The sequence below is a fragment of the Pseudomonas sp. IT-P176 genome (assembly GCF_949767245.1).
Classification (GTDB): domain Bacteria; phylum Pseudomonadota; class Gammaproteobacteria; order Pseudomonadales; family Pseudomonadaceae; genus Aquipseudomonas.
On the sequence record NZ_CATKPN010000061.1, the window covers coordinates 1 to 17,875 of the forward strand.

A 17,875-nucleotide genomic window follows, 5' to 3' on the forward strand; every position below is an offset into this window, starting at 1 on the left:
TAAGCGAGGTGCCGAGTGGTGGGGCAAGAGCCTTTTGCTTACTTTTGGGCTCCTCCAAAAGTGAGCCGCTGTAAAAGCGGAACCATAGGTGGCCATTACCGAAAAAATGGATATGTACTCCGCTTAATCCAACCCCCCAGAGGCCGCCACGGTAGCAGGCTCCCTCGCCACAGACCGCTACAAAGTTGTGTAGATACCGATGCCCATCGCGGGCAAGCGGAGCGTCGCCCGGCGATGCACTGTTATAAAGCCCGCGCCACCCTCCGTGCACTAAGCCAAGTCACGCCGCAGGCTGGTCGAGCCAGTCCGGGCGCCGCCGTACATGGCCTGCAAGCGCCCTGAATCGCGGCTGTGCGGGGCTGACCGCGGTTCTGGCACAAAGGCTGCAATACATCTTGCAGGCCTGGCGCGCAGCAACACCGTCGTCCAGGCAGCCCCCTCGGTCAACGACGATCGATTGGCCGCACAGGTCGTGGGCAGCAGCGTTGAACCGGGCACAGCAGTCGGGTTTGCACAGCGCAAATGAACAGGCAAAGACGCCTGGAACCGTAAGGTTTCAGGCGTTTTTTTTTGCTTTTAGAACAGTGATCGGGTGCTACTTATGAACTCCAATGTTGCCGCGTTGAACACCTTGCAAACCCTGGTCGTGATCGGAAACGGCATGGTCGGCCATCATTGTGTCGAACAGTTGATCGAGCGCGGCGCCCTTGGGCGCTATCAGCTGCATGTCTTCAGCGAGGAACCGGTGCGGGCCTATGACCGGGTGCACCTGTCCGAATACTTCACCGGACGTGATGCCGAGTCACTGGCATTGTCCGACGCGGCGCTGTACCAGACGCCGGGGGTCACCTTGCACCTGGGAGTGCCGGTGCTGGAAATCGACCGTGCCCGGCGCCAGGTGATCACCGCCCAGGGCTGCGTCGCCTACGACACCCTGGTCCTGGCCACCGGTTCCTATCCCTTTGTACCGGACATCGAAGGCGCCGAAGGCGACTCGCGGCTGGTCTATCGCACCCTCGAAGACCTCGACGCCATCCGCCGCGCTGCCAGCAATGCACAGCGCGGCGTGGTGGTGGGCGGGGGGCTGCTCGGCCTGGAGGCGGCCAATGCCCTGAAAAGCCTCGGCCTGGAAGCCCATGTGGTGGAATTTGCCCCGCGCCTGATGCCGGTGCAACTGGACGAGCTGGGTGGCCTGGCGCTGAAGTCGCAAATCGAACGGCTGGGTGTCGGCGTGCACTTGTCCCGCGCTACGCAATCGATCAGTGCCGGCGAGCAGTACCGCTATCGGATGAACTTTGCCAACGAAGAAAGCCTGGAAACCGACCTGATCGTGTTCTCCGCCGGGATCCGCGCCCAGGATGCCCTGGCTCGCCAATGCGCATTGAACATCGGCCCGCGTGGCGGGGTGGTGATCGACGACCAGTGCCTGAGCAGCGACCCGCATATCTACGCCATCGGCGAGTGTGCCTCGTGGAACGGCAGCCTGTTTGGCCTGGTCGCGCCGGGCTACCAGATGGCCCGCAGTGTCGCCGCGCAGTTGTGCGAGCAGGACGCTGAGCCCTTCATCGGTGCGGACATGTCGACCAAGCTCAAGCTGCTGGGGGTCGACGTCGGCTCCATCGGCGATGCCCATGCCCACACCCCGGGCGCGCGCAGTTACCAGTTCATCGACGAGGCCAGCGCCAGCTACCGCCGGCTGGTGGTCGACGCGTCCGGCAAGCAGGTGCTGGGGGCGGTGCTGGTGGGCGACAACAGCTACTACGACACCTTGCTGCAGTACGCCCAGAACGGCATTGCCCTGCCGGCCGAACCGGCCAGCCTGATCCTGCCATCCTCGACCGGCGCGCCCACCCTGGGTCCGGGCGCCTTGCCCGAGTCGGCCATGGTCTGTTCGTGCCATAACGTCAGCAAGGGCGCGATCTGTTCGGCCATCGACGGCGGCTGCAGCGATCTTGCCCAGCTCAAGACGCAAACCAAGGCCTGCACCGGCTGTGGCGGTTGCGCCGGCCTGCTCAAGCAGGTGTTCGAGCACGAGTTGATCGCCCGTGGTGTGAGTGTCGACAAGAGTCTGTGCGAACACTTCGCCTTTACCCGGCAGGAGCTCTACGCCCTGGTGCGGGTCGAAGGGCTGCACAGTTTCGAAGAACTGTTGGCCCGGCATGGTCGTGGACACACCGGTTGCGATGTGTGCAAACCGGCCGTGGGCTCGATCCTCGCCTCGTGCTGGAACCAGCCGATCATGGACGCCTCGCTGGTACCGTTGCAGGACACCAACGACACCTTCATGGCCAACATGCAGAAAAACGGCACCTATTCGGTGGTGCCACGGATCGCCGGGGGCGAGATCAGCGCCGAGAAGCTGATCGTGATCGGCCAGGTGGCGAAGAAGTACCAGCTGTACACCAAGATCACCGGTGGCCAGCGCATCGACCTGTTCGGCGCCCAGTTGCACCAGTTGCCGCAGATCTGGGGCGAACTGATCGAGGCCGGTTTTGAAACCGGGCATGCCTATGGCAAGTCGACCCGCACGGTGAAGTCCTGCGTCGGCAGCACCTGGTGCCGCTACGGGGTGCAGGACAGCGTGGCCATGGCCTTGCTGATCGAGGACCGCTACAAGGGCCTGCGCGCACCGCACAAACTCAAGTTCGCGGTCTCCGGCTGCACCCGTGAGTGCGCCGAGGCCCAGAGCAAGGACGTCGGTGTGATTGCCACCGAGAAGGGCTGGAACCTGTACCTGTGCGGCAACGGCGGCATGCGTCCGCGGCACGCCGAGCTGTTTGCCACCGATCTGGATGACGCGACCCTGATCCGCTACATCGACCGCTTCCTGATGTTCTACATCCGCACCGCCGACAAATTGCAGCGCACCTCGGTCTGGCGCGAGAGCCTGGAGGGCGGGCTGGATTACCTCAAGCAGGTGGTCATCGACGACAGCCTGGGGCTGGGCGAGGAGCTGGAGTCGCAGATGCAACTGGTGGTCAACCGTTATGAGTGCGAGTGGGCCAATGCCCTCAAGGACCCGGACAAACTCAAGCGCTTCCGTACCTTCGTCAACGACGAGCGTCCCGACCCGAGCATTCATTTTGTCGAGGAGCGTGGGCAACGCCGGCCCATCATGGCCGCCGAACTCAACCTTATCCCTGTCACCGAGGAGCTTGCCTGATGAACCTGTCCAATTCCCCGCGCGCCGCCGCCCGTTCACCCCTCTGGCAATCGGTGTGCAGCCAGCACGATCTGGTCCACAACTCGGGGGTGGTGGTGTGGCTCGACGGCGCACAAGTGGCGCTGTTCTACCTGCCGCAGGCCGAGGGCAAGACGCTGTATGCCATCGACAACCACGATCCGCAATCGGGCGCCTACGTCATCGGTCGCGGGCTGGTGGGCAGCCTCAAGGGCGAGCTGGTGGTGGCGTCGCCCCTGTACAAGCAGCACTTTCGACTCGAGGACGGGTATTGCCTGGAGTATCCGCAACAGCGCCTGCGAGTCTGGCCGGTGCGCCTTGAAGGTGGGCAGGTGCAAGTGGACGTGGCCAACGATTGACCGACAGCCACCTGCGTCACCTGCCGGTGCTGGAGGCGGGGCAATTGATCGGGCTGCTGTCGATTGGCGATCTGGTCAAGCAGGCCATTGTCGAACAGGCCGATCTGATCCACCAGTTGGAGCATTACATTCGCGGGCACTGAGCCTGTGATTGGCTGACTCAGAAGCGTCCGTTCAGGGGGTACTCGACGGCCAGGCGAATCTGCTCGGTGTCGAGTTCTGCCTGGGCGGTGTTGCCGCGGTGCAGGTTGTGCCGCAGTGACAGGGCCAGGTCCTTGGCCGGGCCGCTTTGCACCACATAGCGGGCTTCCAGGTCGCGCTCCCAATGCTTGCCGCCCTCACCGTAGCCCAGGTAGGCATAGCCACCTGCCGGGTCGACGTGGCGCCCATCAATGTTGCTGCCGCGCACATAGGCGGCGCTGAGCACCAGGCCGGGCCAGCCGAGCGCCTGCAAACCCAGGTCGTAACGGGCCTGCCAGGATTGCTCGTTGGGGGCGTTGAAGTCCGACAGTTGCACGGCATTGGTGAGGTAGATCGCACCCCGGGTCACGTAGTCGAAGGGCGTATCGCCATCGACTTTCTGGTAGCCCAGGCTGAAGGTATGAGCACCGTTGCGGTAGCTGGAGAGCAGGCTCCAGGTGGTGTTGTCGATCTTGCCCGACCAGGCCTGTCCGGTGTCGAGGGTGCGATACAGGTTGAGGTTCAGCGTCAGCGTCTGGTCGAGCCCCAGGGCATGGCTGTAAGTGCTGCCCAGGTAATGCTGGCGCCAGCTGTCTTCGTAGTGTGCGCTGTACAGGCTGGTGGAAAGCCCTTCAATCCCGTCGTAGACCAGCCCGGCAAGGTCGAAGTTGTTGCCTTGCCTGGCGTTGGAATAATTCACCACAAACCCCTGGTCGTGGCTGCTGGCGTTGCGGTCGGTGCTTTCGTTGAAGTGAGCGCCGAGCATTTTCCAGCCGGCGAACTCCTGGCTGTTGAGAAAGAACCCGGTGGCGGTTTCCGGCAGCAGGCGACTGTCGGATGAACTGAAGACCGGGGTCTTGACCCGTTGCTCACCGTAACTGAGGGTGGTCGAGGAGGTGCGCAGCTTGAGCGCCGCGCCGCCGCGGCCGAACTGGTCCTTGGGATGACCGGCGTTATCGAGCCCGAGCAAACGCGCCTTGCCGGCCCGACCGCCGCCACTGTCCAGCTGCCAGGCGGCATAGGCATGGGCATCGACGCCCACCCCGACCAGGCCCTGGGTAAACCCGGACTGCAGGCTGCCCATCAATCCGTATCCCCACTCCTGAGCATTGCCACTGCGTTCGTTGCGCGGCTTGTAGGCATTGCGTGCGGCGTTGTTGCGCGCGCCGTGCTGGTACTCGCGGTGGTCCAGGACGCTGCGGTTGAGCAGGCTCCAGCGACTGTCCTCGACCAGCCCGCGCGACTCTTCCTGGGCCGAGCCAGCCAGCAACGTGGTGGACTGCGCGGCGAGGGCGAAGGGCAGGGCGAGACGCTTGAATCTGATCATGTATGGGGTCCTTGCATACACCTTGGGCAGGCTGACAGCGCATGCCTGTGCAACGGGGTTTCGAATGGGTTACGTAATGTAATACTATTACACCAAATATCAAGCCCAAAGGCCCAAGACAGGCCGTTTCCTCCACCCTCTGCGTTGCGAACCCCCCATGACAAATGCTGTTGTCCGACCCGCCGGCGCTGGCCGGTTGCTGTCCATCGATGCCCTGCGGGGCTTGGTGATTCTGTTCATGTTGCTCGACCATGTGCGCGAAACCTTTCTGCTGCACCGCCAGGTCAGCGACCCCATGGACATTGCCACGACCGAACCCGCGCTGTTCCTGAGCCGCACCCTGGCCCATCTGTGTGCGCCGATCTTTGTCCTGCTCACGGGCCTGTCTGCCTACCTGTATGGCGAAAAATACGCGGGCAAGGCGGATGTCTGCGGGTTCCTGTTCAAGCGCGGGTTGTTCCTGGTGCTGCTGGAAATCACCCTGGTGAACTTCGCCTGGACCTTCCAGATTCCGCCGACTGTGATCTACCTGCAGGTGATCTGGGCCATCGGCCTGAGCATGCTGGCCCTGTCGGCGCTGGTCTGGCTGCCACGCCCGTTGTTGCTGGGCTTGAGCCTGCTGATCATCGCCGGGCACAACCTGCTGGACGGCCTGCACTTTGCGCTGGAGTCGGCGCTGCATGTGCCGTGGGCGGTGCTGCATGACCGCGGCTGGATCGAGTTCAGCGAAGGCCTGCGCCTGCGTACCTCCTACCCGGTGCTGCCGTGGATCGGCGTGATCGGCCTGGGATATGCCATCGGCCCCTGGTTCGCCCAGGCCAGTGATGCCGCCTGGCGCCAACGTGCACTCTGGATCGGCGGTATCGCCGCGCTGGCGGGTTTTGTCGGGTTGCGCTTGCTCAACGGCTACGGCGACAAACCTTGGGTCCAGGGCGAGAGTACCCTGCAGACGCTGATGAGCTTTTTCAACATCACCAAGTACCCGCCGTCCCTGCTGTTCATCACCCTGACCCTGAGCCTCGGCCTGCTGCTGTTGCGCGGGTTCGAACGGCGCCAGGGCAGCCGCTGGATCCTGGTGTTGAGCGTGTTCGGCTCGGCACCGATGTTCTTTTACCTGTTGCACCTGTACGTCTTGAAGTTCGCCTACCTGTTGGCAGTGGCGTGTTTTGGCCTGAATCAGGGCAGCTACTACGGGTTTGATTCCGTGTGGGCGGTGTGGTTGGCGGCGGGGCTGTTGGCGTTGACCCTGTACCTGCCGGTGCGCTGGTTTTCAAGGCTCAAGAGCCGTCGCCGGGATTTGGTTTGGCTCAAGTATTTTTAGTCGCACTTGCTGATTTTCTGCTGGGGGCCGTCCCGCAGCGTGCAAGTCTGCGGGCGGCTAGAGAAGCAAGTACCTGTCAACTCTGACAGTAGACACGTCCGGTCCATTGGCGCTTTGATAAAAGCGTTTGTAGCACGAGCTCCAACAATTGATCGCAGCGCCCGTACCCACGGGTGGCTGCGCAAGGATGAGTGTCTGTCAGTTCCTGTCTCTATGGCTGGATATACCCACAAATCCAGGATCAAAACATTGCATATCGCGCTCAATGCCCCACCAATTCCTCCAGCAGTTGCTCTTTGTAGCCCTGCAATACGGGCGAACTCCGGTCCCGGGGGTGGGGCAGGTTGACCTGGATCTGGTGCTTGATCCGCCCTGGGTGGGCATCCATGACGATCACCCGGTCGCCCAGGTACAGGGCCTCTTCGATGTCGTGGGTGACCATGATCACCGTGCAGCGTTGCTGCACCCAGATGCGCTGCAGTTCGTGTTGCAGGCGGACCCGGGTCAGGGCGTCGAGGGCGCCCAGGGGTTCGTCGAGCAGCAGCACCTTGGGGCGGTTGATCAGGGCGCGGGCGATGGCGGCTCGCTGGGCCATGCCACCGGACAGCTGGTGCGGGTAGGCGCTCTCGAATCCCTCGAGGTTGACCAGGGCGATGTGCTCGGCCACCAGGCGATCCTTTTCGGCCTGGGACAGTGGGTGGTTTTTCAGGGCCAGGGCGATGTTCTTGCTCAGGGTCATCCAGGGAAACAGGCGGTGGTCCTGGAACACGATGCCGCGTTCCAGGCTGGTGCCGACCACGGGCTTGCCATCGAGCAGGATATCGCCCTGGTAGTCGCCCTCCAGGCCCACGATCAGCCGCAGCAGGGTCGACTTGCCGCAGCCGCTGGCGCCGACGATGCTGATGAATTCGCCAGGGCGGACCTTGAGGTTGATGTTGTCCAGTACGGGCAGCGGTTGGCCTTCGATCCGATAGGCCTTGCTCAGGCCGCGGACTTCCAGGGCGCCGCAGGGCAGAGTGGTGCTGTGGGGCAGAGCGTGATGGGCAATGGCGTTCATGGGGTGGCCTTTCAACGAATGTTGCGCCAGCGCAGCAGGTGGCGACTCAGAAGGGTAAACAGCAGGGTCATCAGGTAACCGCACAGACCGATGCACAGCACGCTCAGGACGATGATCTCCATGCGCGCGCCGGCTTCGGCGTTCATCATCAGGTTGCCCAGGCCGGCCCCGGACGACAAAAACAGTTCGCTGCCCACGGCGGTGACCCAGGCAAACGCCAGGGCGTGCAGCACGCCGGTGGCCAGGCTCGGCAGCGCCGCTGGCAGCAGCACATGGCAGAACTGTTGCCAGCGGCTGAGCACCAGCACCTGGCCGACTTCGCGGTAGCGTCCCTCGACGTGCGTGAAACCTTGATAGGTGTTGAGCACCATCGGGTAGAACGCCGCGAGCGTGACGATCAACACCTTGGAGAACTCGCCGTTGCCGAACCACATGGCAATCAGCGGGATCCAGCCGAGCATCGGCACCTGGCGAATCGAATGAAACAGCGGGCCGATCAATCGGTTGGCCACGCTCGACAGCGCCATCAGCACCCCCAGCGCGACGCCAAAGACGATACCCAGGGCCAGGCCGGTGCTGGTGCGCGCCAGGCTGGCCAGCAGGTTGACCAGCAACTCGCCATTGCCGAGCAGCTCGAGCAAGGCCTGGCCGATGGTCGACAGCGGCACGAAGGCATAGGCCCCGGCGGCATCCTGGCGCGACAGGTATTCCCAGCCGCCGATCAGTAGCAGCGGCAGCAACAGGCTGCGGGATTTTCCGAGTAAAGGGGGCATGGCGGGCTCCTAGCGGGTTTGCCAGCGGAACAGGCGCTGTTCGAGTTGGCGAAAGGAAAAGTCCAGGGCAAAGCCGATCACCCCGGTGACCACCACACCGACCATCACCACGTCGATGCGCAGCATCTGCCGGCTCATCTCGATCATCTGTCCCAGGCCGCTGTCGGCGGCGAGCAACTCGGTGGCCACCAGCACCACCCAGGCCCGGGTCAGGCTGATGCGAAAGCCGGTGATGATCGGTGGCGCAGCGGCAGGCAGGGCGATCTCGCGGACCAGGGTCGGCCAACGCAGGCGATACACGTCGGCGACTTCGAAATAGCTGCGCGGGATGGCCTTGACCCCCTCGCTGGCGGCCAGGGCCACCGGGAAGAACGCGGTCTTGGCGACAATGATGATCTTGAAGGTTTCATCGATGCCGAACAGCAACACGAACATCGGAATCAAGGCGATGCTGGGGATCTGCCGCAAGGTGTGGAACAGCGGCGCGCAGTAGATCTCGACCTGCCTGGACAGGGCCATCAACACCCCGAAGGCCAGGCCGCACAGCGAGCCAATGGCAAACCCCAGCCCCAGGCGGGACAGGCTATTGCCCAGATGCTCCAGCAGCTCGCCGCTGGCCAAGAGTTCGGCGAAGGCTTGCATCACCTGGGCGGGAGGCACCAGCAGGTTGCGTGGGAAAATCCCGGCCTCGGCCACCCCGGCCCAGAGCACCAGCAGGGCCAGGGGCGAGATAAGCCAGGTGAGAGCGGTCAGCAAGGAGTGTGGGCGCATGGCGGGTCTTATTTCGGCGAAGTACCCGAGGGCTATCGCAAGAGCTGTGCCATGTCCTCGTTGCAACCCCGCCACCACCTGTAGGAGCGGGTGCCCGCTTGCGGCTTGCTCGCGATGGACGTCAACGATAACGCGCGCATCCAGGATGAACGCACTGTTCTTGAGCCCATCGCGGACAAGCCGCAATCCGCAAGCGGCACCGCAATCGGGCGCCGCAAGCAGACACCTGCTCCTACAGACGCACCCGTTGCTGCCAGGGCAGCACCCCGGCAGCAGTGGCGGTCAGAACTCGTAGCTGACGCTGGTGTAGTAGAACGCGCCCTGGGCACCTTCGGGGCTGGTGATCGAGTACTTGGGCACGCCGTACAGCTGCGTACCATCGGCCTCGTCCGGGTGGGTGTCGAACAGGTTGATCGCGCCCACCGAGACTTTCAGCGCCTTGTCGAAGGTGTACGACAGGTCGAGGTCGGTGACCCACTGCGAGCTGTAGGTCTGGTCCAGGTCCGGGTTGCTCGCGTTCAAGCTCTTCCATTCGCCGTAGCGGCGCTGGGCAATGGTCACGCCCCAGTTGGCGTACAGCCAGTTGGCGCTGAGCACTAGCTTGTTCTCGGGAGTGCCTTCCTCGATCAGGCCCTGGGTCGCCCGGCCGACAATTTGCTCACCCTTGATGTTGCCAACGTCCCGCAGCTGGGTAATGTCCGTATGGTTCTTGCTGAAACCGCTGCTCAGGTTCAGCCGGCCCCATTGCGCCAGGTCGAACTGATAGTTGCCGGTCAGCTCGATGCCGTCGGTGCGAGTGTCGGCCACGTTGGTGTAGAACGCTGCGCTCTGGATATTGGCGTACGGGGTACCGGCGAAGATCGGCGACACCACCGAGGCCGGTAACTGGTCGGAGAGGGTGATGCGGTTGTCGATGTTGATCCGGTACGCATCGATGGTCACCGACGCGTTGGGCAACGGCCGCCATACCAGGCCCAGGGAGTAGTTGGTGGACTCTTCCGGTTTCAGCGAGGTACCGCCCAGCAGCGCCGCTTCCGGGCTGTTGGCGCGCAGGGTGCGTTGCTGGACCTCGACATAGTTACCGCTGCCCGGCGGCTGTTCGACCACCTGTACGCTGAACGAGGACAGGCCGCTCTGCACCAGCGACGGTGCGCGGTAACCGGTGCTGGCGGTGGCCCGCGCGGCGATCTCTGGGGTGAAGTCGTAACGCAGCGACAACTTGCCGTTGGTGGTGTCGCCAAAGTCCGAATAGTGCTCGCTGCGCAGCGCCACCCCGGCCTGGAATTGCTCGGTGAGCTGGGCTTCGACATCGACATAGGCACCCAGTACCCGGCGGTCCAGGGACGCCGCGTCGACCTGGGTGATGCCCGAGTAATACCCGGGAATCCGCCGGCTGGTGAAGGGGTCGACGGTGTTGAACAACGGCCCGTTCTGCCAACCGGCCGCTTCCCCGGCGCTCAGCTCGTAGTTCTCCTGGCGCCAGGCCAGGCCCGCCGACAGGGTCAGGGGCTTGAACAGCAGGTCGGTGGGAAAGTCGCGCACCCAGTCCAGGGTGGCGTTGGTCTGGTCGACCTGGCGCTTGCCGGTGTAGATGTTCTGCGGACTGCCGGCGCCCCAGCTCGGGTTGATCGCATTGCGGTCGTCGGAGGTGAGGCGGTTGTCGCCGTAATTCAGTGCCAGGTCGAACTTGCCCAGTTGCTCGTCGTCCAGGCGCAGGCCACCGGTCACGGCATAGTCTTCCAGAGAGTAGCGGGTGACCGGCAAGCGACCATCGGGGAAGCGCTGCAAAGCGTTGCTCCCGTAATTGTTGCGCAAGGTCGTGGGCGGGTCGAAGAAGCCCTCGGCATCGGTGTTCTTGTGCGAGTAGGTGGCGAAGCCGTAGGCGGTCAAGCCTTCGCCGACCCCGATCTCGCTGTTGGCGACCAGGTTGTACTGGTCCGAGACGTTGCCCGAGCCCCAGCGCCAAGTGCGGTAGCGGTTGTTCTGTTCCTTGGCGGTGTTGATGCTGGTGGAACCGGGGTAAAAGATCCGGTTGTCTGGGTTGGTGTCGCTGGCCGGGTCCTGGCTGCCGGCGTCGAAACTCAGGGTCAGGAAGCCGTCGTTGGGCAGGGTGAAACCTTTCCAGCCACCGAGTTTGCGCTGGATGCCGTCACCCTTGTCGTAGCCACCGAAGCGGTAACCGAGGTTGCCGCCGTCATCCTTCTCCTTGAGCACGATGTTGATCACCCCGGCGATGGCGTCGGAGCCGTACTGGGCCGCCGCGCCGTCACGCAGGATCTCCACGCGCTGGATCGCACCCAACGGAATCAGGCTGAGGTCGACCGCCGCCGCCCCCCGGCCGTTGACCAGGCCCTGGCGGGTGACGTTGGCGCTGGTGTGCCGGCGTTTGCCGTTGACCAGCACCAGCACCTGGTCGGAGGCCAGCCCGCGCAACGATGCGCCCTGGGCAATGGAGCCGGAGAACGCGCCCTGGGGCGATTGCGGGTAACTGAAGGACGGCGACAGTGCCGTCAGTGCACCGGACAGGTCGCTGGCGCCGGTGTCCTGTAGTTGCTCGCTGGACAGCACGTCCACCGGGGCGGCGCTTTGCAGGGCGGTGACGTCGCTGCGGCGGGTGCCGAGTACGACCACGGTGTCCAGGTGATCGTTGCTGGCACCGGTCGGGGCCGGGTGGGTTTCGGCGGACATGACAGGCAGGGCAAGGCTGCCAATGACCAGCGCCACGGCGCTGGCCAACGGGTTGTGGTGGAACATGGGCGGATTCCTTTCTAGGGCAAGAGGATCAACCGGTAGGAGCGAGCTTGCTCGCGAAGAACTCGCAGGCGCCGCGTGCATACTGAATGCACGCGTCACTGTTGACGTTTTTCGCGAGCAAGCCGCAAGCGAGCACCCGCTCCTACAGGTGGTGGGTCAGAACCGGCTGGTGACGCTCAGGCCCACCGTGCGGGGGTCGCCGTAGGTGATCACGTATTGGCCGAGGGTGCCGTTGGGCCGTCCGTGGACTTGGTAGCGGCGGTCGGTGAGGTTGTTGACGAAGCCGGTGACGCTGAGTTTTTCATCCGGGCTGAACCAGGTCAGGCGGCTGTTGGCCAAGGTGTAGTGCGCCTGGCTCAGGGTCTTGTCGGCGCTGCTCTGGCGGTCGGCGAGGAAGTATTCCTTGTCGCGGAAACTCACGTCGCCACCGGCCACCAGCTTGCCGCCGATCTCCAGTGGGAAGGTGTAGTCGCCGCCCAGCGAGACTACGTTGCGCGGCGAGCGCACGAAGCTGTTGCCGCTGTAGTCGCCGGTGACCGCACCCGTATTGGGGTTGGTGTTCTTGAAGTCGGTGTACTCGGTGTCGAGGAACGAGATCGCCGCGCGCAGGTGCAGGTACTCGGTGGGCTGGCCTTCGAGTTCCAGCTCGGCACCCTTGACCTTGCCCGCGGCGCCGTTGGTCAGGGCGGTGGTCAGCACGCCGTTGTTGACCGTCAGCAGGTTGACCTGAATATCCGAGTAGTCGTAGTAGAAAATGTTCGCGTTGGCCGTCAGGCGACGGTCGAACCACTCGGATTTGAGGCCGATTTCATAGGCGTCGAGTTGTTCCGGATCGACCGTGGTCAACTGCGCCAGGCTGGTCGACAAGCCGGTGTTGAAGCCGCCGGAACGGAAGCCGTGGGCGTAGCGGAAGAACACCCGCAGGTTGTCGTTGATCCGGTACTCCGGGGTCAGGTCGTAGGTCCAGGCTTCCCAGGTATTGGCTTCCTGGCGGTTGCCGTTGGTGCCGACGCCGCTCAGTGGAATCAGCGGGCCGTTGGCGCTGGCGCGGGTCAGTTGGGTCAGGTCCAGGTCGATGTCTTTCTTTTCCTGGGTGTAGCGCAGACCGCCGGTGACAGTGAAATTGTCGGTGAAGTCATAGGTCAGGTTGCCGAACAGCGCGTAGCTGTCGGTCTTGTGGTCGTAGTTGAGGTCACGCAGGTCAGTGACCCCGCCGATCTGGTTGGAGCCACTGCCATTGGGCGTCGGGCCCGGGGTAATAAAGCGCGTGGCAGAGCTGTCGAGGGTCTCGTGGAAGTAGTGGGCGCCGGCCAGCCAGCGCAGGGTTTCCTGCTGGGGCGAGGCCAGGCGCAGTTCCTGGGAGTACTGGCTGTATTTGTTGTCGGCCGTGGCGGCGCCGTTGACTTCGTATGGCGTGTAGTCGGCATCGCTGGTGGACTGGCCGCGGATGTAGTCGTAGGCGGTGATCGAGGTCAGGGTGTAGTCGCCCAGGTTCCAGTTGAAGGTCAGCGAGGTGCCGTCATGGTCGAGCTTGGCATCTTCATTGACGTTGAGTTCGATGTCGCGGCCGTTCGGGCGCTGGTAGCCGACGTTGTAGTAACGTCCCACCGGCAGCGAGCCGTTGCTGCCGTCGCCATTGTGCTGGCGGGCGTGGACCTTGAGCAGGGCTTCGAGGTCAGGGTTCAACTGGGCAAGGAACTGCACGCGCACGGCTTTCTTGTTGACGTCGCCGTAGGTGTGGCCGTCGGTGAGGTTCTCGGCGAACCCGTCGCGCTCCTCGGAGTACAGCGCCACCCGCGCGGCGAGTTTTTCGTCCACCAGCACACCGCCCAGGGCGCCGCTGACGATGCGTTCATCCTTGCTGCCGACACCTAGCGTGCCGTAGCCGTTGGTCTGGGCATCGAGGCTCGGTTTTTGCGAGATGATGTTCACCGCGCCCGCCGTGGTGTTCTTGCCGTACAGGGTGCCCTGGGGCCCGCGCAGAATCTCGATGCGCTCCAGGTCATACAGCGGGCCGCCACCGGCAATGGGTGCGTTGAGGTAGACGTCGTCGGAGTAGATCCCCACCGGGTACACGGTGGCAGCGCCGGTATCGCCAGTGCCCAGGCCGCGGATGTACCAGCGCGGACGGCCGTCGCCGTCGGGGTTCTTCGCCGAGGCGTTGGGCACGAAGGTGGTGATGTCGCCCATCGACCGCACACCGTCGGCCGTGATGCTGGTGCCCTGGATCGCCGACACCGCCACCGGGATCTCCTGCAGGGTTTCTTCCTTGTGCTGGGCGGTGACGGTCACGGTTTTCAGCGCCGGCTCGGTGCTGGTCTTGCCGGCGTCGCTTTCTGTTGTCTCGGCTGCCAGCAATCCCTCGCTGACGGCCCCCCCGGCCAGCAGCAAGGTGAGCCAGATACTCTTGGTGATTGGATTAAGCTTATGCATGTTGGTACTCCCCCGATAAAGTTTCACTAACAGGGGTAGAGCAGAGATCGTGCCAATAGCTTTGAGGGCTGTGCTGGTGGTTGCTTACTTTTGCTAAGTGGCTGATTAATAAAGGATAAAATTAGTATTTTATTTGATGTTAAAGCCTCGAAAAGTTCGGGTAAAAGTTACCGGGAAATCCCCTGTCGATTATTCAGCATGGGTTGCTGTGAGGCTGCTGCTGGAGCAACACAACTGCCAACCGTTGTGTTGCTACAGGGTCATCAGACCGCCACTCTCGAAGTCGAGCCGATCACCGTTTCCAGCACGCTGAAGTCGATCCACTCGCGTACATCGAACCGTCGTGGAATGAAGTCCCAACGGTGCAGGAAATCGGTGAAATCCTGCAGGGCGGTAATCGAGCGGCTGTCCAGGGTGGTGCGCAAACGCCGGTGTGCGTCTTCGCCATAGGCGGCGGCCACCCAGTACTCGCTGGTGTTCAGCTCGCGGGCGAGAAAGCGCCGGGTTTCATCCGGGTTGGCCCACGCCCATTGCTCGGTGCGCAGCACGGTGTCGACGATTTTCACACTGGCATCGAAGTGTTCGTGCAGTAGGTGGGTGTCGACGGTCAGGGTGCGCGGCGTGCCGTTGTTGGAGCGAATCAGTGGGTCGGGGTGCGAGCCAGTATCGACCACCACCTGCAGGCCGAATTCGTTGGCCAGGTGTACGGCGTGGGCGCCCTTGAGGAAAATCGCGTCGATGTCGCCGCGCAGCAGGCCGATCAGCTCGTTATTGCGCTGGCTGAAGCGGCTGGTGCCGAGGCTGACTTCCGAGCCATACACATGTTGCTTCTGATCGTCGCTGTAGGTGCCGCCGTAGGGGTAGTCCACCAGCTCGACATCGCTGACATTCAGGCCCTCCAACTTGAGTGCGTTCTCCAGCCCGCGCAACGCTTGGGCGCGGGTGAAGTCGATCTGCACGTTGGCCCATTTCGGTACGCCGAAGCGGCGGTTCTTCAGGTCGCGAATGCTCTTCACCCCGCTTTCGGCGGTGGTCAGGATCAGTTGCACCTCATCGCTCCAGGACAATCCCAGGACCCGGGTCTGCACTCCACTGGCGTAGGCCCAGATAGCCGGGATATTGCCGCCGTGACGCACCGAGTTTTTCAGGTGATGGTCATAGTGGGCCTCGCGAACTTCCCGTTCGCTGGACTCACGCAATGACTGGATATTGGTGCCGAACGGCTGGAAAGCCTCGGCCAGGCGCCCGGATTGCACCGCAATGCCAAGCCCGGTGGGCACCGGGCTGTGGGTGTACCAGAGGGTATCGAGTGGTTTGCTCATAAAGGGATCTTCGTTCGAGTCCATGAAACCGATCACCCCGCCGCGCTAGGGTGATCGTGCGGTTGGGGTTAGCCGGCGAGGGCGGTCTGCAGGGCTTGTAGCGGACGCGGGTCGATCCATTGGCGCACGTCAAAACTGTTCGGGATAAAGCGCCAGCGGTGCAGGAAGTGAGTGAAGTCCTGCAGGGCGTCGATGGCCTGTTCGTCGAGTGCGGTGTGCAGGCGCTGGTGGGCGTTGTCGCCGTAGGCGGCGCTGACCCAGTACTCGCTGCTGTTGGTTTCCCGCGCCAGGTAGCGGCGGGTTTCATCCGGGTGGGTATGAGCCCACTGTTCGGCCCGCAGCACCGCGTCGAGAATGCCGCTGGCCACGTCAAAATGCTGCTCCAGCAGGTGCAGGTCGACCGCCAGGGTGCGTGGCGTGCCGTTGTTGCTGCGGATCAGCGGGTCGGGGTGGGCCCCCGTGTCGATCACCGTGTGCAGGCCAAAGTCGTGGGCGTACTGGGCGGCGCTGGCACCCTTGAGGAAAATCGCGTCGACTTCGCCGCGCAGCAGGCCGATCAGTTCCAGGTTGCGCCCCTCGACCCGTTGCGTCGCTACCGGCGTGCCATTGACGGTATGCACCTGCGGGTCGCTGAAGGTACCGCCATACACAAAGTTCACCAGTCGCACGTCGCCGACCTGCAGGCCTTCGAGCTTGAGGGCGTTCTCCAGGCCACGCAGGGCCTGGGCCCGGGTGAAATCGATCTGCGCGCCGGCCCAGTCCGGCAGGCCGAAGCTGCGGCCCTTGAGGTCCTTGACGGTTTTTATGCCGCTGTCAGGAAGGGTCAGGATCAGTTGCACTTCGTCGGCCCACGACAGGCCGATCACCCGGGTCTCGCGACCCTGGGCGCGGGCCCAGATCGCTGGGATGTTGCCGCCGTGGCGCACCGAATTCTGCAAGCTGTGATCGAAGTGCGACTCGCGCACCGCCTTGTCCGTGGACTCGCGCAGCGATTGCACCCGGGTGCCGAGGGCGCCTACGGTGTCCTGCAACCAGCCTTTTTGCACGGCGATCCCCAACCCCGTGGGGACCGGGCAGCGGGTGTACCAGAGCGTATCGAGTGGATGGCTCATCAAGTCGTCTCCCTCAGCGCTCAGGCGCTGGCTTTGAGTGCGGTTGCCGGGCTGGCAGCGGGGCGCTGGTGCACCAGCGGCAGGACTTCCTGGCCGATGCGCAAGGCCTCTTCGAGGTGCGGGTTGCCGGCGAGGATGAAGGTCGAGAAACCGGCATCGCGGTATTCCACCAGGCGTTCGGCGATGTTCTGGTGGCTGCCCACCAGGCCCACGGTCGGCCCTGGCTTGGCCTTGGCGAAACCGGCCCACAGGTTGGGGCCGATGATCAGGTCGTCGAAGCGATCGACATTCTGGTGGTAGGCGGTCTGCCGTGCGCCACCGACCGAGTCCGAGCCGCTGGTGAAGCCCTTGGCGACCACGCTGCTCTGGCCTTCGAGCTTGTCGAACTGGCGGCGCAGGTCGGCCCAGGCCTGTTCTTCGGTTTCCCGGGCGAACAGGTCGACCCGCAGCCCGAAGCGCACGCTACGCCCCTGTTTGTCGGCCAGCTCACGCACTCGTTCGATGTGCGGCTTGAGCTTGTCGATCGGCTCGGCCCAGTTCAGGTAGACGTCGGCGTGCTTGGCGGCGACGTCCAGCGCGGCGTCGGAGAAACCGGAGAAGTACACGCCGGGCTTGCGTTCCTGATGCAGGCCGTGGGGCAGGGCGCCGTTCTCCAGTTGATAGATATCGCCGTCGTAGGAGAACCGCTCGTTCTGCCACAGGCCCTGGATGATGTCGAGGAACTCGCCGGTGCGCTTGTAGCGCAGGTCGTGTTCGAGGAAGTCACCGTTGGCGCGTTGGCTGGCCGGGTTGCCGCCGGTGATGATGTTCCACTCCAGGCGGCCACGGCTGAGGTTTTGCAGGATGGCCGCCTGTTGCGCGGCGTAGGCCGGCAGGGTCCAGGTGGCCTGGAAGGCGATCAGGAACTTGATGCGCCGGGTTTCCCGGGCCAGCGCCGCCGCGGCGATCCAGGGCTCGGGCCCGGTGGGTAGCAGCGCGCCTTCAAACCCGGCCAGCTCCGCGGCCTTGGCCACCTGGGCGATGTAGTCGATGTAGGTGAAGTCGTCCGGCTCGCCATTGGGCAAGCGCCCGGGCGCGATGTTGCCAGGGCGGTGGTGGGAGGTGCCGCGATTGTGTTTGTCGGTGCTCAACTGCGGCCCGTCGGTGCCCAGCGGCAGACGCCAGAAAAATTCAGTGCTCATGGGTGCTCCTGATTCAGTAACGCGTGCGAGGACGCCTTGCAGGGATGATTGCAACGGACATGCCATGGCGCCTGGAACGGCTTGCGGGCCGCAGGGGCTGGGGA

Annotated in this window: 12 protein-coding genes and 1 pseudogene; 4 read left to right on the forward strand and 9 right to left on the reverse strand. The window is 63.8% G+C overall.

Features of this window, described 5'->3' with window-relative positions:
- Positions 1-601 precede the first annotated feature (601 nt).
- The 3 genes and pseudogenes from nirB to ACM6IP_RS18480 all read left to right on the forward strand — a co-directional run.
- Entirely contained in the window at positions 602-3,163 is a 2,562-nt protein-coding gene (gene nirB / locus ACM6IP_RS18470; protein ID WP_414862028.1) for a nitrite reductase large subunit NirB, read from the forward strand.
- Positions 3,163-3,540, forward strand: a complete 378-nt coding sequence (nirD, locus tag ACM6IP_RS18475) for a nitrite reductase small subunit NirD (RefSeq protein WP_414862029.1) — start codon at positions 3,163-3,165, stop codon at positions 3,538-3,540. The genes nirB and nirD overlap by 1 nt, the downstream gene beginning before the upstream one ends.
- A pseudogene (locus tag ACM6IP_RS18480) lies at positions 3,537-3,683 on the forward strand (histidine kinase); the annotation flags it as partial. The gene nirD and the pseudogene ACM6IP_RS18480, both read left to right, overlap by 4 nt.
- Before the next feature lie 17 nt (positions 3,684-3,700).
- Here the strand turns inward: ACM6IP_RS18480 and ACM6IP_RS18485 are convergent.
- The gene (locus tag ACM6IP_RS18485) at positions 3,701-5,047 is read right to left on the reverse strand and encodes an OprD family porin (RefSeq protein WP_414862030.1); all 1,347 of its coding nucleotides are present in this window, start codon (positions 5,045-5,047) and stop codon (positions 3,701-3,703) included.
- 157 nt (positions 5,048-5,204) lie between these two features.
- On the opposite strand from ACM6IP_RS18485, the gene ACM6IP_RS18490 reads away from it, so the two are divergent.
- On the forward strand, positions 5,205-6,368 hold the full coding sequence (locus tag ACM6IP_RS18490; RefSeq protein WP_414862031.1) for a DUF1624 domain-containing protein: 1,164 nt from the start codon (positions 5,205-5,207) through the stop codon (positions 6,366-6,368).
- 262 nt (positions 6,369-6,630) lie between these two features.
- Here the strand turns inward: ACM6IP_RS18490 and ACM6IP_RS18495 are convergent, their stop codons facing one another.
- The 8 genes from ACM6IP_RS18495 to ACM6IP_RS18530 form a co-directional block, all read right to left on the reverse strand.
- On the reverse strand, positions 6,631-7,425 hold the full coding sequence (locus tag ACM6IP_RS18495) for an ABC transporter ATP-binding protein (protein WP_414862032.1): 795 nt from the start codon (positions 7,423-7,425) through the stop codon (positions 6,631-6,633).
- A gap of 11 nt (positions 7,426-7,436) precedes the next feature.
- The gene (locus ACM6IP_RS18500) at positions 7,437-8,198 is read right to left on the reverse strand and encodes an ABC transporter permease (RefSeq protein ID WP_414862033.1); all 762 of its coding nucleotides are present in this window, start codon (positions 8,196-8,198) and stop codon (positions 7,437-7,439) included.
- Between the two features lie 9 nt (positions 8,199-8,207).
- Positions 8,208-8,969 carry an ABC transporter permease gene (locus tag ACM6IP_RS18505; protein WP_414862034.1) on the reverse strand — a complete coding sequence of 254 codons (762 nt, stop codon included), beginning with the start codon at positions 8,967-8,969 and terminating at the stop codon, positions 8,208-8,210.
- Between the two features lie 282 nt (positions 8,970-9,251).
- Positions 9,252-11,723 (reverse strand): TonB-dependent receptor plug domain-containing protein, encoded by a 2,472-nt coding sequence (locus ACM6IP_RS18510; RefSeq protein WP_414862035.1) that lies wholly within the window; start codon positions 11,721-11,723, stop codon positions 9,252-9,254.
- A 156-nt stretch (positions 11,724-11,879) separates the two neighbouring features.
- A complete protein-coding gene (locus tag ACM6IP_RS18515) occupies positions 11,880-14,156 on the reverse strand; it encodes a TonB-dependent receptor (RefSeq protein ID WP_095169051.1) in 2,277 nt (758 codons plus the stop codon).
- A gap of 263 nt (positions 14,157-14,419) precedes the next feature.
- A complete protein-coding gene (locus ACM6IP_RS18520) occupies positions 14,420-15,478 on the reverse strand; it encodes an ABC transporter substrate-binding protein (RefSeq protein WP_095169052.1) in 1,059 nt (352 codons plus the stop codon).
- 68 nt (positions 15,479-15,546) lie between these two features.
- Positions 15,547-16,590, reverse strand: coding sequence for an ABC transporter substrate-binding protein (locus ACM6IP_RS18525; protein WP_320334313.1), 1,044 nt, complete (start codon positions 16,588-16,590; stop codon positions 15,547-15,549).
- A gap of 20 nt (positions 16,591-16,610) precedes the next feature.
- Positions 16,611-17,771, reverse strand: coding sequence for an LLM class flavin-dependent oxidoreductase (locus tag ACM6IP_RS18530; protein ID WP_401127482.1), 1,161 nt, complete (start codon positions 17,769-17,771; stop codon positions 16,611-16,613).
- Positions 17,772-17,875: the final 104 nt, after the last annotated feature.

Coding starts and splice junctions, on each gene's coding strand:
- ACM6IP_RS18505 (WP_414862034.1), bottom strand. CDS start 8,969: ATGCGCCCACACTCCTTGCTGACCGCTCTCACCTGGCTTATCTCGCCC.
- ACM6IP_RS18495 (WP_414862032.1), bottom strand. CDS start 7,425: ATGAACGCCATTGCCCATCACGCTCTGCCCCACAGCACCACTCTGCCC.
- ACM6IP_RS18525 (WP_320334313.1), bottom strand. CDS start 16,590: ATGAGCCATCCACTCGATACGCTCTGGTACACCCGCTGCCCGGTCCCC.
- ACM6IP_RS18510 (WP_414862035.1), bottom strand. CDS start 11,723: ATGTTCCACCACAACCCGTTGGCCAGCGCCGTGGCGCTGGTCATTGGC.
- ACM6IP_RS18500 (WP_414862033.1), bottom strand. CDS start 8,198: ATGCCCCCTTTACTCGGAAAATCCCGCAGCCTGTTGCTGCCGCTGCTA.
- ACM6IP_RS18485 (WP_414862030.1), bottom strand. CDS start 5,047: ATGATCAGATTCAAGCGTCTCGCCCTGCCCTTCGCCCTCGCCGCGCAG.
- nirB (WP_414862028.1), top strand. CDS start 602: ATGAACTCCAATGTTGCCGCGTTGAACACCTTGCAAACCCTGGTCGTG.
- ACM6IP_RS18515 (WP_095169051.1), bottom strand. CDS start 14,156: ATGCATAAGCTTAATCCAATCACCAAGAGTATCTGGCTCACCTTGCTG.
- ACM6IP_RS18520 (WP_095169052.1), bottom strand. CDS start 15,478: ATGAGCAAACCACTCGATACCCTCTGGTACACCCACAGCCCGGTGCCC.
- ACM6IP_RS18490 (WP_414862031.1), top strand. CDS start 5,205: ATGACAAATGCTGTTGTCCGACCCGCCGGCGCTGGCCGGTTGCTGTCC.
- ACM6IP_RS18530 (WP_401127482.1), bottom strand. CDS start 17,771: ATGAGCACTGAATTTTTCTGGCGTCTGCCGCTGGGCACCGACGGGCCG.
- nirD (WP_414862029.1), top strand. CDS start 3,163: ATGAACCTGTCCAATTCCCCGCGCGCCGCCGCCCGTTCACCCCTCTGG.